The sequence below is a fragment of the Paraglaciecola algarum genome, assembly GCF_021532655.1.
In the GTDB taxonomy this organism is placed as follows: Bacteria; Pseudomonadota; Gammaproteobacteria; order Enterobacterales; family Alteromonadaceae; genus Paraglaciecola; species Paraglaciecola algarum.
Genome location: NZ_JAKGAS010000008.1, coordinates 131,331 through 145,647, shown reverse-complemented (window position 1 = coordinate 145,647; position 14,317 = coordinate 131,331). Strand labels below are relative to the sequence as shown.

Genomic DNA, 14,317 nt, shown 5'->3' with positions numbered 1-14,317 from the left:
TATACAGTTTTGGCTTTTGCTTTGTATTAAGTTTTAAGCGGTAGAAACAGCGCACGCCTTGCGCCGAGTTAGGTTTATTAACTCATTATAATAAGGCTTACAATTTAAAAGTTTTACGGAGAGGTGGCTGAGTGGCTGAAGGCGCACGCCTGGAAAGTGTGTTTAGGGTTAAACCTAACGAGGGTTCGAATCCCTCTCTCTCCGCCATATAAATGAAAAAGCCCTAGCGTTGTCCGCTAGGGCTTTTTCATTTACGCGGATTAGAGTCGGGATGAGAACCCTCGCGGTTCGACAAAAATGTCTGGAATATTTTTGAACATGCGCAGCATGGTCTGCGGAGTAGGCGAAGGCAGGGATAGCCTGAGTACAAAATGTCAGGAACATTTTACTCACTACATCCATGTAGTTCACCCACTTCGTGGGCTAGCAAAAGCTATTCTAGTTTGTTCCAACAAACTTTGGTGCACCGCCACTGGCGCCCGAAGGGGCAGGTACAAGGATGTACCTGAGTGAATCCCGTAAAGTAGACTCCTAACCTTTAAATTTCATTGTATCTAAATTAAGTGCTTCTTATTTTGCCAGCGCCGTCCAGCAGGGCTTTTTCATTTACGCGGATTAGAGTCGGGATGAGTACCCTCAGTCAAACTTATATTCTAGATTGACAGAGTCTTGCGTAATGCTTTTTTATTACTTTCTAATTGATTAGTAATTAACTTTTTAGTGGCAGCAGACACACCAAGATTGGTCGCTACATTTGGGAAGTCAGACACAGTTTCCATTACTTCTTTAACCACTATTTTTGCATGCTCCCAACGAGCATAGCCAGCTGATTGTGCTAGTTTTTGAATTGCCGTTATGGGTGGTAACTTTCCGAAGCCTGAATATGCAGTTGAATGCTCACCGAATGGGGTAGGGCTAAATGTAATGTCAAAGAAGGGAGCAAGGGTCCAGTTGTTACTGTCGTCTTGAAGAAAACCCCAATTTTTACTGTGATCATCCTGATTACAAGCAAATAAATTAAATATGGCCCTTTTGAACTGAAGCTGTCCGGCTGCTGGAGATTTACATAATACTCTGCTGGCTCTAATTAAATCATCGTAATCTAATGATGGCGCTCTAAAATCGGCATCTAAAAGGCCACATGCACTATGCATATGGTAACGCCCAGATGCTTGGTTTTGATAGGGGATGTGGTCAAATCGTTTCACCGCTAGCCACTGTTTGGCACCTGAATGTTCAGGTGCGTTGAGTAATGCCCATTCTGGTGGATTTAAACCAGCTTGCTTAGCTAAGGTTAGATAGACAGCTTCACATACCCCTTCTTCATGACCAAGTGCTAGATTTTTAGAGGTAAACTTAACAATCCAAGCTTGGTCCCCCAGTCGCTCTTTTGTGCTGCATTCTTGAAAATTGTTATTGCTTACATAAATCTGAGCTTTAGGTCGAGCGCCCCCTGAACTGCCGGCTGCTACTAATGCATTTAGCACGTCATCTGTTTGCCCATCGAAAATTTGCTGTGCATTTATACCCAGCGAAAACAAATCAGCAACTTGATTATCTTGAGTAGCATATTTTGATACGGGGGAAAATGATAAAGCGCCTAGTGCGGTATCACCAACAAAAGCCAGTCTATCCATAGCGGTGACTAGGCTAGGTAGAATATCTTGTTGCCTAAAAATACGATCTTGTAAAAGCAATCCCCACCCGTCAGGTAACGCATCAGAAAATACACCATGCAAGCCATTGTGGGGTGTTTTGGGTGCTAGTTGCACACTATTGTCTGATTTCAAATTAAACGGTGAAAGGCTAGCAAACTTAGCAAGGTATTGGGGGGCATATTGAAAGAAAACACCTTGCTTATTTTGAGCAAGTACACCAACCGTAACTTGTTTTCCGCTAGTTAGTCGGCGGCTCACTTCCAGCTTTTGAATAGCCTTAAAATTCATCTTTCAAGATCTCATCTATCGATGTAGGTAGTGCGTGTTTATCCCCATAATTGACCGTTAATTGATGGATCCTAGTTAAATCATCTAAAGACTGCCAAAGCAATAAAAATTGTCTCAGCGATATATGCCCAGTTAATTCAAACTTTTTAATGGTTGATGAAGGCACAGTGCTTCTGGTTGCTAGCGCATCACGAGAGAGTTTAGCTTGTTTTCTTAAATCTCGTAGATAATTAGCAAGGGTTAACTGTATATCATTTTCAGTAAAGAGTTTATGCATGTTGAATTTATGTTATGGATACATATATGTCCATAATAGCACTTAATTTAAATAAATGGATATAATAGTATCTATTTTTTTTGGTGATTTGCTTGAGTGTTTCTAGTGCTGAATGGGAGTTCTATCCATCACTATTTGGCATAGCCACGCCTTTTTGTCGAGCCAGTTCAACTGGGCGAAGCGGTGCCTCCAAACAATTCAGTTTCCCCCTGTAAAAGTAAACAGATAATTGGCGAACATAGAGTTGGGGTAAATCAAAAGCATTGGCATTGGTGGCAAAACGTTATCAGTTGTGTAAATTTCCATATTGGTGTACATTGTACACCTTGTTGTTTGGGATAGGAGGGAATCTATTGAGCCATGCTATTGATTTTATTGAAACTTCAATTTTTACCAAACAGATTAGCGCTATTGCGACCGATGATGAACTAAAAGACCTTCAATTAGAACTTATTGCGCAACCTGAAAAAGGTGATTTGATCAAAGATACCGGTGGCCTACGAAAGATACGAATGGCCACAGGTAATCAAGGTAAAAGTGGCAGTGCGCGAGTGATCTATTTCTTGGCCCATGCTGAAAAGATCCACTTGATATTGGCGTATCCCAAAAGTGTCAAAGTCACCTTAACTAAAGGTGAAAAAGCCGAGTTGAAGAAACTCGTGAAATTATTGAAAGGGGAAGATAAATGAGTGTATTTAATGATTTGAAAGCTTCTCTTGAAGAAGCTGTAGCTATTGAGCAAGGGAACAAAAAACCTTCTCGTGTGACATCCTATGAAGTCGCAGATGTTAAAGCCATTCGTGCGCAACTTAATGTGTCTCAAGTTGAGTTTGCCGCTGTACTGGGTACCAGTGTTGATACTATTAAAAGTTGGGAGAAAAAACGTCGTAACCCAACTGGCTTAGCAGCCAAAGTGCTAGCTACCATCAAAGATAATCCAGCGATTTATCAAGAGTTAGCTAATCATTAAACATCAATTTTGCCGACTAAGAATTTTTGATTGCTTGGCAGTTAAAAACTATCGTTATTCGGAAGGGCTAGCCCTTCAATATCATAGAGCTTTGGAGTGTATCTTCTGTTAAAACGAATGGGGTTGGGTATGGCTATAATTTCTCCACCACAATTAGGATGAGAAAACCCAGTTTTTTTCATACCTCGATAAAGTCCAGATTGATAATCGAGTGAATAGTCATTTTTAAATTCAATTAAATCTGTGCTTTCACAGCTTAAACATTTTTCTGAACCCAGCCTTTTCGAGTAGATATATAACTTTAATGCCAGTTCACTTAACTGGTTTTGATAGTCTTTAATTCTGTATCGTCTAGATTTACTGATGACCTGAAGTATTGGGTACGCCAATAAACGATCTAGTTCTTGCCTAATTTCATTAAACTGACTCAACACATCATTTTGTTCAAATAACTCAACAGGCGTAAATGAATCGCAACTCTTGCACCAAACTAACTCGCGGTTTATAGAAACTTTTAAACCTTCATGTACATAAAGGTGCGGCCCCCAAGTAATAGACTCATTCCATATCCCGTCACATTTAACACAGTTCAAATCAATTGAAGGCATAGACATGTTTGTTTCCTGAAAGCTCCTACTGTCATGTAATGTAAAACAATATCAATATATAGGGTGAGCACCAGTTTATATTGAACGTTAAATTTATTTTGGGTGTTTTGGCATTTAACCTTTGAGTATATTTTGTTTTTCGCGCCTTTCAGATACTCTAGTCATAGCTAAAAATACGAAAAAGGACTTGCATGAATTCGACTGGAATTTATGAGCAGTTAATCACTCAGTTAGTTGAACAGAATTTAGATCGTGAAAAATTTTACGTTGGTGAGCGCAATCTAGAGCAAGCTGAAGCGGCTAGATGGTTATCACGGTCCTTAACTCATATCATTGAAATTGTTATGGACTCAGTGCCGAGTGGGGAGCTAAGAGTTCATGAACAAATTAAGTTAGCAAATATCATTGTTAAATGGTTGAGCGAACATATAAATGATCATGAGCTGATAAACGAAAACTTAATCGATAGCCAAGGTAAAATTCTAACTGCTCTGTTTGATAAAGCTAATCCAGTCTCAGCAGATTTGCCTAAATATATTGATTCTATTATGCCAATTACTGGCCTTAGCCAGAGTGAGTTGTTTTGCGGCAGTAACGTAGGTGTGTCATTAGAGACTGAGATTAAAAGAGAAATTCAATCATCCGACAAAATATATTGGTTAGTTTCATTTATTAAATGGGCTGGTATTAGGATATTCCAAAAAGAGTTAGAAAATTTCACCCGTAGCGGTAAACAGTTAAAAATAATTACCACTTCATACATGGGAGCTACCGATGCTAAAGCTGTGGAGTTTTTAGCTTCGTTGCCTAATACTGAAGTTAAGCTTAGTTACAATACCAATAGGGAGCGTTTACATGCGAAATCCTATTTGTTCATTCGTAATACGGGTTTCCATACTGGGTATATTGGGTCATCTAATTTGTCTCACTCCGCTTTAACCAGTGGTCTTGAGTGGAACTTAAAGATTACTTCGCAAGAAATCCATCATATTATCGAAAAATCCCTGAGTACATTTGAAACTTACTGGGAGTCTCCTGATTTTGAAATTTTTGATGGTAATCTAGAAAGTAAAACTAAGTTAACTCAAGCATTACAGGAGGCTAAAGGCTCTATTGATAGTAATGCACCACGTTTTTATTTTGATGTTAAGCCATACTCCCATCAACAAGCCATACTTGATAAATTAGAAGCTGAACGCACACTTCACGCTCGATATAGAAATCTAGTTGTGGCGGCAACAGGCACCGGAAAAACAATAATTTCAGCCTTCGACTTTGCTCGGTTTTATTCAAAAAATCCAGAAGCTAAATTTTTGTTTTTAGCTCACAGGGAAGAAATATTAAAGCAAGCACAAAGTGCTTATCGGGGAGTGTTAAAAAATGGTCATTTCGGTGAGCTATTAGTAGGCAATAATCAGCCGGATAATTACCATCATCTATTCGCTTCTATCCAGAGTTTGAATAATCAAATCAATACATTAACCCTTAGTGAAGACTACTTTGACTATATTGTCATTGATGAAGTACATCATGTGGCAGCTAAGAGTTATCGAGGTGTGTTGGAGTATTTTACGCCTAAAATCTTATTGGGATTAACTGCTACACCAGAACGCCACGACGGCACAGATATTCTTGCTGACTTTTGTAATGTGATAGCAGCTGAAATTAGGTTACCTGAAGCAATTAATCAACGGCACCTTTCACCTTTTCAGTATTTCGCAATTGACGACAATACTGATCTAACGGCCATCTCATGGTCTAAAGGCCGATACGATATAGCAGAGTTGACTAGGCTTTATACTCTGAATGACCAACGTGTAAAGAAGGTCATTCAAAGTCTTGATGAAATAATTACAGATATATCCAAAATGCGTGCTCTGGCATTTTGCGTAAGTAAAGAGCATGCCAATTTTATGGAACAAAAATTTTCTTTAAGCGGTATTCCATGTGCAGTACTAACCAGTGATAACAGCGCTGATCGTGCTCTTGTACAACAGCAACTCAGAACCAAACAAATCAACGTATTGTTTGTGGTTGATATATTTAATGAAGGAGTCGATATTCCCGAGTTGGATACGCTCTTGTTTTTGCGGCCCACAGAAAGTTTAACAATATTCCTTCAACAGTTAGGCCGTGGCCTGCGCTTAACTGATGATAAAGATTGTTGCACTGTATTAGATTTCGTAGGTAACTCTCGACCAGAATATGATTTCACCCACAAATTTAGGGCATTGGTTGGTAAAACAAACCAAGGGATGAATAAAGAGATAGAGCAGGGTTTTCCTCATTTACCCATAGGTTGCCGAATTGAGTTGCAAGAACAAACACAACAAATGATTTTAAAAAATATCAAGAGTGCGACCCTGAATAAAAACAAGTTAATTAGTTTAATTCAAAACTTCAGCAATGTGACAGATCTTCCTTTAACCCTAAATAATTTTTTAAATATTTATCCTGATATTAAATTAGAGGATGTTTATAAAATTAAGATAGGGAAATTTGGTGGTTGGAATACTTTGATTTTGGCTGCTAAGAGTAAGCTTATTAATTCAGATAAAATTACTCTGCATAAAGCCTACTACAGAGCTATTAATAATCGCCTATTAACTTGTACGTCTATTTCTTATCTACTTTTTATAAAAAGTTTATGTGAGAAAAACTTCGAACTGGCAAAGTGTAAAACACAAAAAGATGTAGTGCGTACCAAAGAGAATATTAAATTATTTGCCTTAATGGCACATTATGATTTTTGGGACAGTGTAGGGTCACAAGCTGGGTTTGAAGATGTAGAAGTTAGCCTACTGGCCTTACGCAATAATTATTTACAGAAAGAATTATTGGAAGTCGTAGAAGTGTTAATTGAAAGGTTAGAGTTTAATGAGTTTGATATGCCAAAGGTTGGTAATCAAACTATCGACCATTCACCTTTAAAAATGCATGTTCGATATCCTAAAGAACATATTTTAGTTGCATTTGGCGATACTGATTTTAATAAAAAGTCTTCTAGTCGAGAAGGTGTACTAAGTATACAAAATGCTAATACTGAATTACTTTTTGTTACTCTAGATAAATGTGAAAAACAGTTTTCAGCAACCACTATGTATCATGATTATGCGCTGAGCCCGACGTTATTTCATTGGCAAACTCAAAACAGTGCTAGGCCAAACTCAGGAAGAGGGTTGAGTTATATTAATCAACAAAAAGATCGCAAAGTTATTATTTTATTCGTCCGTGAGAAATCAAAAGATGAGTATGGAAAAACTATGGGGTTTGTTAATTTTGGCCCAGTTGAATTTGTTAAATATGACGGCTCTCAACCAATGAATATTACATGGAAACTCAAACACCCCATGCCTTCTTATATGTGGCACGATACAGCCAAATTAGCCGTTGGCTAACATATGTAAATACTAATTAGCTTCTAGTAAGCTATTAATCCACGGACTATAAGTCACAATTGCACTTGTTTTTTGGTGGCAAAGCCATGCTTTTGATTTTCTCGCGACTCCAAATTACCCATCAAATAGTTGGCTTGTTGTGTGTTCGAGCAAGGACGCTCGAACAAGGCAATCTTTTATAGCTGGGAGCGGCTTATTGCCGTCTCAACATTGAAGACAATTATTTGATGGATTAGACAAAAGTTTCTGGAAAACTTTTGAACAGCTTTAGCTGGTTCACGTAGGGCATGGATAGCCCGAAGTAAATTTGGTGGGAGCAGAGACTTTCTTGGTTACTTATTTTGTCGTTTGAAAAGAAGTAACTGGTGAAGCAGGGATGCTTTATCAAAAACGTCAGGATGACGGTGAACGTAGTGAATGATCTTAATAAGCGCAGCGATGCCTTGTGAGCGCAGCGTATTGGTGAACGAAGTGAATGCTTTGTCGCGTAGCGATGCCCTATGGCGTAGCCATGCTTGGTGAACGTAGTGAATAATCCCTGTGCGAAGCATAAAGTGAGCGCAGCTCATGATTTATCTATAACATTTAATTAATCACCGATATCGGTGAATTTAATTGACAGTTTACTACCTTTACCTATAATCACTAATAACGGTGATTATGAGTAAAATAAATGGGTAAGCAAGTAACGCAGTCTACTATGCCGGAAACGGATTTGATCTTAGATCCGGTCAACCTTGGAAAACTTATCAAGGCTAAGCGTACTGCAATGAAAATGAAGTTGGCTGATTGTGCTGCTTTGTGTGGTGTGGGCATTAATACTCTATCACGTATTGAAAATGGCAACCCAAATAGCACATTGGGTGCTACCTTTTCTATTCTAAAAGGGTTAGGTATTAGGTTGTCACACTTAGAGCCCAGTAAATATACTCCAGATGACGAGTGGGTCTAATTATGGCTTATTCACTAGGTATATTTTTACGGGACACTCGGGTAGGTACGCTTACTCAAGATGAAGCCAGTGGGCTACTTAGTATTACTTATCAAACTGAATGGCAACAAAATGGTTATGCCATTTCAACAGGGTTACCCCTAGATAATCAGCATTCATTAACTGCTGCCTACAATTATTTGGATAACTTATTGCCAGAAGGAGAAGCCAGAAAGTTATTGGCACTGGACTTAGGTGTATCTGAAAAACAGGTCTACCCGCAAATAAGAGTGTTAGGTCAAGATTTGTCAGGCGCTTTTTCGTTTACGGATAACGCTGCGGATTTAAGCGCTGCTGCTAGTTTTAGGTTGCTGGGGGAGCAAGAGTTAACAGAACGGCTTAATCACAAAGAAGATTTCGGCCTGCTGCAATGGGATGATAAACCAAGGTTGAGTGTGGCGGGAGTGCAAGACAAGCTTAATGTGTTTGTTACTGCACAAGGGGAAATCGGTTTTGGCGACGGTGCTTATTGTTCTACTCATATTTTAAAGTTCGAAAAGCCAAGCTGCGAACACTTAGTGTTGAATGAATATATTTGCATGAAATTATCATCAGCAATAGGTCTGCCAACCGCAGAGGTTGCATTCAAACGTTTTGGTTCACACCCTGCATTGTTAGTGACCCGTTTTGATCGAAGGCTAGCTCAGACCTCCAACCGAGTACTGAGGCGACATGTGATCGATGGATGCCAAGCACTTAACTTATCTAGAGACTATAAATACGAAAGAAACTTGGGTGATGGCACAGATGTATTACATATACGCGATGGTGCAAGTTTGCAGGGGTTGTTTGCTCTTTGTGAACGTACCTCATCACCAGTTAAGTCTATGCAATGGCTGATTAACTGGCAGTTGTTCAATCTAATGATCAACAATTACGACAGTCATGGTAAAAATGTATCGCTGTATTTTTCTCTAGGTGATTTCTCATTTACACCTGCTTATGATTTGGTGAATGTCGCCATGTTCGAACAGTTCAAACATGTGCTTGCTATGGCCATGGGGGATGAGTTTGATCCCAAAAGTATTCATGCTTATCAAATTGCAGACTTTGCAGAAACCTGCGGCTTAGACAGAAAATTAGTTTCTCGAATGTTAACTGACTTAGCTAAGTCTGTGTTAAAGGCTTTAGACGATAGGCATTTTTTAACCGAGTTAATCGAACAACAAACCTTGTCTAGCGCAGAACATGCATATATTGATGAGTTACTTGAAAACATAAGAATGAGAACCACCCATTTACAAAGCTAGGTACAAGAAATTCTAACAATAGAACTGTAAACAAACCGTATACTTACGTTTTGTGTTTGTAGGTCGTCCTTTAGAGTGTCAATTTAGCAATTATTGATCGAAGCTAGATAGATTGATGAGCTAAAGCCCAATCTACAGTTTACTTGTCTTTTCCTTCGTGTTCTCTGTGCCCTCGGTGGTTCAATATCTTTGGCTTTTAACAGTGTCTCTATACTCGTTACTAAGCTCTGCTTTTATCAAAGTTCATTAGCTTTTCTATAAGGCCCTTGATAATCAAACAACCTTTCGGTGACTTGCCAGTATTGTTTTTGTTTTTTGGCTATTACAAAATCGGGTGCAGGCAGGTGGGGTAAAAAAGGCGCTAACTCTTCAAGTGAGTCAAATTCAAGAGACTGGGTACCCTTGGCTATTCTGCGGGCAAACAAATCGTTAAAGCTTTGCTTTGATTTTTTAAAGTTAAAACGAAAGGTTTCGGATAAGGTCAGGCCGTCTTCGTCGTGGTAAGTGATTTTTACACACTTGTCGGCCTTGTTAATCTTTGAAGTAATGGCGGCACAGCGTAGCACTTTGTTATTGTTTAAATTTAACGCCTTTCTTAATAAATCATCGGGGTCGATGAGTTTTTCATTGCAGTGTTGGCATTGCCGGGCGGCGATGTCGTTTTCTTGGTTGCAATAAGGGCAGTGCTTAAAACGAAAACGGTATGTGCATTGGGTTTGGTGTTTTGTGTCTTCACTTGTTTCCGTGGAAGAAGGGGCTTCTACCAGCCCTTGGCAACGGCGGCCAAAGTGCTCAAGTATATTCCCTTCAGGATCTTTTCTGCCCCAAAATACATTGGCAAAATCACATTGGGGGCAATGGATTTGCACGGCAACGGAATCTGGTGTGGGTTTTTTTTCGCCGATTTCTGGCTGAAAAATATTGTAACCATTATTGGTGTAGTCCAATACTAAGCAGTCTTTTTTGCCGGGACTTAAGCGTAAACCACGGCCTACAATTTGTTGAAACAAACTGATGGATTGGGTGGGCCGTAAAATAGCAATCACATCAACATGGGGCGCATCAAAGCCTGTGGTCAATACCGATACATTCACCAGGTACTTAATCTTTTTAGCTTTAAACGCGACGATTAGCTCATCACGTTGTTTTATTTTTGTGCTGCCTGTAATTAAGGCGGTTTGTTCTGTGGGTAAATAGCCGCAGATCTCTGTTGCGTGGTCGATAGTGGCAGCAAAAATCATCACGCCTTGGCGCTCTTGGCTAAGCTGTATAATTTGCTCGGTAACTGCTTTGGTCACACGTGGGTGTTTGTGAATAAGTTCGTTTAAAGCGATGTCATCGGTGTTTTGCTCGCCGTCTAAGCTTTCGGTTAATAAACTAAAGTCATAATGGGCAATGGCTGCATCGTAATGAATGGGCGGAGTTAAATAACCTTTTTTTACCATGTGTTGTAGTGGTAGCTCGAAAACACATTTTTTAAAAAATGAACTAGGGCAGGGTCGGGTAAACCCGTGATAATGATGCTGATAGATCCAGCCGCTGCCCAATCGATAGGGAGTAGCGGTTAGGCCTAAAATTTTTACATTAGGATTAAGTGCGCGAAAATGGGCCAGTGTTTTACTGTATTGGCCGCTATCGTCCATGCCTACTCGGTGGCACTCATCAATAATAATTAGGCTGGCTGGGGTTTGAAAAACATCTAAACTAGCAGACAGTGACTGAATACTGGCAAAGGTGGTTTTTGCGCCATTTTCCTTTTGGCCCAGCCCTGCTGAAAACACACCTGCCACCGCTCCAGTAGCCAGAAACTTTGCATGGTTTTGTTCAACCAATTCTTTTACATGGGCAAGGCAAATCACCCGACCTTTTGCCAATCGACTTAATTCTGCTATCACTAAGCTTTTACCCGCACCTGTAGGTAATACAATCACTACTGGATCATCACCATGACGAAAATGCTCTACAGCTGCTTCAACAGCTTGAGTTTGGTAATCTCGTAATATGAATGTTTGGCTCATTAACGTAAATGGGTAGGCGTCACTTTAACTGTGGATCGTATCAAAAATAAGGCATAATTGTTTTATCGCATTTTAGCAATATTGCTCAACAAGGAAAAAAGAACTTAATTGAACAAAATACATCTGACGCAAGATGAAAATCTTTCTCTTAGAGTGAGTTATCAACTGTTGCCTAGTGATCATCAGCGTTTTGATCTGTATTTTTCACTGCCTGATGAGATGGGCATTAGTGCCAAAACCTTAACCGAAGAGCATTATTTTCATAGTAGCATTCAAAGTCATAGTGCTTATTATTCTGACCAATTACATTTACCTTTAGTACGCAGCCGCTTTATTAGTCAAAAAAAAGGTGAACAAAACGATTATCGTCTTAATCTGAATTTATTCTCTTATCAAATTCGGATTGCCCTAGACACAGACATAAAACAAACCCTTAAACTTAAAGATAGTGAAGAGTTTTATCCTAAAGCCATAGAATTGGCTGAGCAAATTTCTGGCTTACTCAAAAAATTACGACGTTACACGCCACCTGATAAAAAGCTTAAAGCCTATTTTGACAATGCAGATAATTATTTGAGCTGGCGGGTGGAGCAGGCATTTTTGGAATTATTGTCACGAGCCCCGAAAAGTAGTGACTTTACTAGTGAAAGAGTTTTTATTTTGACATTTTGTCGCAGTGAAAACGAATATCGAGCGGCTAATCATTACAACTCAGAATTAACTTTAAGCGACCCCAATCGCATTACTAATAAAATGCGTTTACTGCAAAGGTTAATTGAATACGGCGTGGTGTTTCAAAAAGACATTAAAAACCTAAATAAAAACCTAAATCGTATGGTGCGGGGATCAGTTACAGCTGTGATCATGGCCCTTGTTATGGTGTTAGTACTAAATGCTCGCACTAACTTTACCGAGGTGACTATTGCCCTTGTCGGTATGTTAGGTGTGATTTACGGATTAAGGGAGATATTTAAGGATGACCTTACGCGCATTATTTGGCGGCGTATTCAAAAAGGTTTGCCTAAGTGGAGAGTGATTTTTAGTCATAGTGTGACTAAAAGTAAAGTGGCTACCCAAACCCTTTGGCTAGAGTATATTCGTAACAAAGACTTGCCTGAAAAGGTGGATAAACTATTACAAACCCGTCGCCAACAAAATAAACAGGCAGCCCAGTTATTGCATTTTAGGAGTGACACTAAGGTTAATGTAAAAGAGTTTTTACCTGGTTACGACGATATCCAGCAACGTATTTATTTTAACTTAACCCCTTTTATTCGGTTTTTGAAAAAGGGCGAAGGGCGCTTGTATTCGCTAGATAACAGCAAAATAACCAAACAAGCCGTTGAGCGTAGATATCAGATTAATCTAGTGTTAACGCACACCGATAAAGACAACGAGCAACAAATGCAGCGCTTTAAAATAACTCTAAACCGTTCGACTATTATTAATATTGAACCTATTCCTGTGCGTGAAGGCGAGTGATCCTGCGGGGCAGTATTTGTGCGTCATTTCTATTGCTTCATCACTCACTCAATTAGAACAACTACTAATCACATTGCCCATGTTCAACAAAGTGTAAGGCTTTTTGTAAAATATTGTCATTTTGGCTATCTCCCCAGTCTGAGGAAAACTCATCAATGGCGGGGCAATCTGCTGCTAGTCCATCAAAGTAGTCACCTTGCATCTGTGAGTTTAGGTTTTGTTGGGTGGCGGCAAATATCACTTGATCGCATATTCCTACTACCTTCATGCCAATAGGTTTGCCCGCTGTTTGCTGGCCAATAATGTTCACTTTTATATGCGGTGTTAGGGCGTTAATAAACATTTCGCTAGCTGAAGCGGTTCTCTTGGTGGTGAGCACTGTCACTTCAGATAAATGCAAAGTATTTTGGCCATTTTCTAAGATAAAAGGTCGGCTAACTTGCGACTGCTGAGACTGGATATTATTGAGTTTAAGGTGGTTGAATATCTCACCTCGCACATTTTCTCCAGCAATTTGAGAGGCGAGTTGATTAGCAATATGCCCAAATCCACCTGGGTTGTATCTTAAATCTACAATCAATTGCTCAATGTCTTGTGAAATAAATTCATTTATCAGTGTGTTTAGCTGTTCGCTACTGGGTTGATCAAAAGAGTCATACACAAAATAGCCAATTTTTTGCTGATTAAGTGTAAAGATAGTTTGGTATCTGATTGCGTTTGTTTCTATGTATGTGCGCTGAATAAAGTTTTGATGTTGGATACCCTTAGCGTTGATCCAGCTGATGGATATTCCACTATTTTCACCCGTTTCTCCTGGGGTGATAAGGGCTTGTAGTAGTACTGAATTCTGCAGTTTATAGACTGGCAGACCGTTAACATGGGTGATTCTATCGCCGCGTTTTAAGCCTACTAGGTTTGCCGCGCTTTGCGGGTAAACGTCGAATACTAGCAAGGCATCTCTTGCTGTGTTAAAGCCAATCTTAAAACCATAACTGGCCGCAGAGCTGTTTAAAAAATTATCAGCATATTGTTGAGCGCTCATCACTTCGCTCCAACGATCTAAGTTTGTAGAGGACTTAATTTCTTCTAGTAAGTCGCTCAAGGTTAAAAATTGCTCGGCTACTAACTGGCTGGGGATCTCGTCTTCCCATAAATACCACTGGCGTAAATAATCTATTAAAGTCTGATTTTTAACGGTTTGATCTGCACAAAGTAGTGGGTCGTCTAATAAAATAGGGTAAGGCTGCACGTCACCCTGTGTTGGATTATTATTTTGACAGGCACTCAGTAAACTTACTGTCAAAAAAGCTGTGAAAAAGACCAATAAAAATTTCAATATGTATTCCTCCTTGTGTACCACTATGGTGTGGTAGGTTT

General features: G+C 39.4%; 11 protein-coding genes and 1 tRNA gene. 7 read left to right on the top strand and 5 right to left on the bottom strand.

What is annotated here, in order from left to right; translation table 11 throughout:
• The first annotated feature begins 117 nt into the window (after nucleotides 1–117).
• Nucleotides 118–207: transfer RNA gene (locus L0668_RS15060), tRNA-Ser, on the top strand.
• 446 nt (nucleotides 208–653) lie between these two features.
• Here L0668_RS15060 and L0668_RS15055 read toward each other — a convergent pair.
• Together L0668_RS15055 and L0668_RS15050 are read right to left on the bottom strand one after the other, a co-directional pair.
• Complete coding sequence (locus tag L0668_RS15055) at nucleotides 654–1,946, bottom strand: type II toxin-antitoxin system HipA family toxin (RefSeq protein ID WP_235313537.1); 1,293 nt, start codon at nucleotides 1,944–1,946, stop codon at nucleotides 654–656.
• The gene (locus L0668_RS15050) at nucleotides 1,936–2,223 is read right to left on the bottom strand and encodes a helix-turn-helix domain-containing protein (protein WP_235313536.1); all 288 of its coding nucleotides are present in this window, start codon (nucleotides 2,221–2,223) and stop codon (nucleotides 1,936–1,938) included. The genes L0668_RS15055 and L0668_RS15050 overlap by 11 nt, the downstream gene beginning before the upstream one ends.
• A 353-nt stretch (nucleotides 2,224–2,576) precedes the next feature.
• Between L0668_RS15050 and L0668_RS15045 the strand changes: the two genes are divergently transcribed.
• Complete coding sequence (locus tag L0668_RS15045) at nucleotides 2,577–2,912, top strand: type II toxin-antitoxin system RelE/ParE family toxin (protein WP_268820385.1); 336 nt, start codon at nucleotides 2,577–2,579, stop codon at nucleotides 2,910–2,912.
• Nucleotides 2,909–3,193 (top strand): NadS family protein, encoded by a 285-nt coding sequence (nadS, locus tag L0668_RS15040; RefSeq protein ID WP_235313535.1) that lies wholly within the window; start codon nucleotides 2,909–2,911, stop codon nucleotides 3,191–3,193. Before L0668_RS15045 ends, nadS begins: the two co-directional genes overlap by 4 nt.
• Before the next feature lie 41 nt (nucleotides 3,194–3,234).
• Here the strand turns inward: nadS and L0668_RS15035 are convergent, their stop codons facing one another.
• Nucleotides 3,235–3,807 carry a hypothetical protein gene (locus L0668_RS15035; protein WP_235313534.1) on the bottom strand — a complete coding sequence of 191 codons (573 nt, stop codon included), beginning with the start codon at nucleotides 3,805–3,807 and terminating at the stop codon, nucleotides 3,235–3,237.
• Nucleotides 3,808–3,992: 185 nt separating this feature from the next.
• Here L0668_RS15035 and L0668_RS15030 point away from each other — a divergent pair, with 185 nt between their 5' ends.
• The 3 genes from L0668_RS15030 to L0668_RS15020 all read left to right on the top strand — a co-directional run bounded on the left by L0668_RS15030 (nucleotide 3,993) and on the right by L0668_RS15020 (nucleotide 9,440).
• Nucleotides 3,993–7,199 (top strand): DUF3427 domain-containing protein, encoded by a 3,207-nt coding sequence (locus L0668_RS15030; protein ID WP_235313533.1) that lies wholly within the window; start codon nucleotides 3,993–3,995, stop codon nucleotides 7,197–7,199.
• Nucleotides 7,200–7,872: 673 nt separating this feature from the next.
• Nucleotides 7,873–8,151, top strand: a complete 279-nt coding sequence (locus L0668_RS15025) for a helix-turn-helix domain-containing protein (protein WP_235313532.1) — start codon at nucleotides 7,873–7,875, stop codon at nucleotides 8,149–8,151.
• A gap of 2 nt (nucleotides 8,152–8,153) precedes the next feature.
• Entirely contained in the window at nucleotides 8,154–9,440 is a 1,287-nt protein-coding gene (locus L0668_RS15020) for a HipA domain-containing protein (RefSeq protein ID WP_235313531.1), read from the top strand.
• Nucleotides 9,441–9,676: 236 nt separating this feature from the next.
• Here L0668_RS15020 and radD read toward each other — a convergent pair whose 3' ends face one another.
• Nucleotides 9,677–11,458, bottom strand: a complete 1,782-nt coding sequence (gene radD / locus L0668_RS15015) for a DNA repair helicase RadD (RefSeq protein ID WP_235313530.1) — start codon at nucleotides 11,456–11,458, stop codon at nucleotides 9,677–9,679.
• Between the two features lie 108 nt (nucleotides 11,459–11,566).
• Here radD and L0668_RS15010 point away from each other — a divergent pair, with 108 nt between their 5' ends.
• The gene (locus L0668_RS15010) at nucleotides 11,567–12,940 is read left to right on the top strand and encodes a hypothetical protein (RefSeq protein ID WP_235313529.1); all 1,374 of its coding nucleotides are present in this window, start codon (nucleotides 11,567–11,569) and stop codon (nucleotides 12,938–12,940) included.
• Between the two features lie 64 nt (nucleotides 12,941–13,004).
• On the opposite strand, the gene L0668_RS15005 is transcribed toward L0668_RS15010, so the two are convergent.
• On the bottom strand, nucleotides 13,005–14,276 hold the full coding sequence (locus tag L0668_RS15005; RefSeq protein ID WP_235313528.1) for a S41 family peptidase: 1,272 nt from the start codon (nucleotides 14,274–14,276) through the stop codon (nucleotides 13,005–13,007).
• Between the last annotated feature and the right edge of the window lie 41 nt (nucleotides 14,277–14,317).

Coding starts and splice junctions, on each gene's coding strand:
- L0668_RS15055 (WP_235313537.1), bottom strand. CDS start 1,946: ATGAATTTTAAGGCTATTCAAAAGCTGGAAGTGAGCCGCCGACTAACT.
- L0668_RS15050 (WP_235313536.1), bottom strand. CDS start 2,223: ATGCATAAACTCTTTACTGAAAATGATATACAGTTAACCCTTGCTAAT.
- nadS (WP_235313535.1), top strand. CDS start 2,909: ATGAGTGTATTTAATGATTTGAAAGCTTCTCTTGAAGAAGCTGTAGCT.
- L0668_RS15035 (WP_235313534.1), bottom strand. CDS start 3,807: ATGTCTATGCCTTCAATTGATTTGAACTGTGTTAAATGTGACGGGATA.
- L0668_RS15030 (WP_235313533.1), top strand. CDS start 3,993: ATGAATTCGACTGGAATTTATGAGCAGTTAATCACTCAGTTAGTTGAA.
- L0668_RS15025 (WP_235313532.1), top strand. CDS start 7,873: ATGGGTAAGCAAGTAACGCAGTCTACTATGCCGGAAACGGATTTGATC.
- L0668_RS15020 (WP_235313531.1), top strand. CDS start 8,154: ATGGCTTATTCACTAGGTATATTTTTACGGGACACTCGGGTAGGTACG.
- radD (WP_235313530.1), bottom strand. CDS start 11,458: ATGAGCCAAACATTCATATTACGAGATTACCAAACTCAAGCTGTTGAA.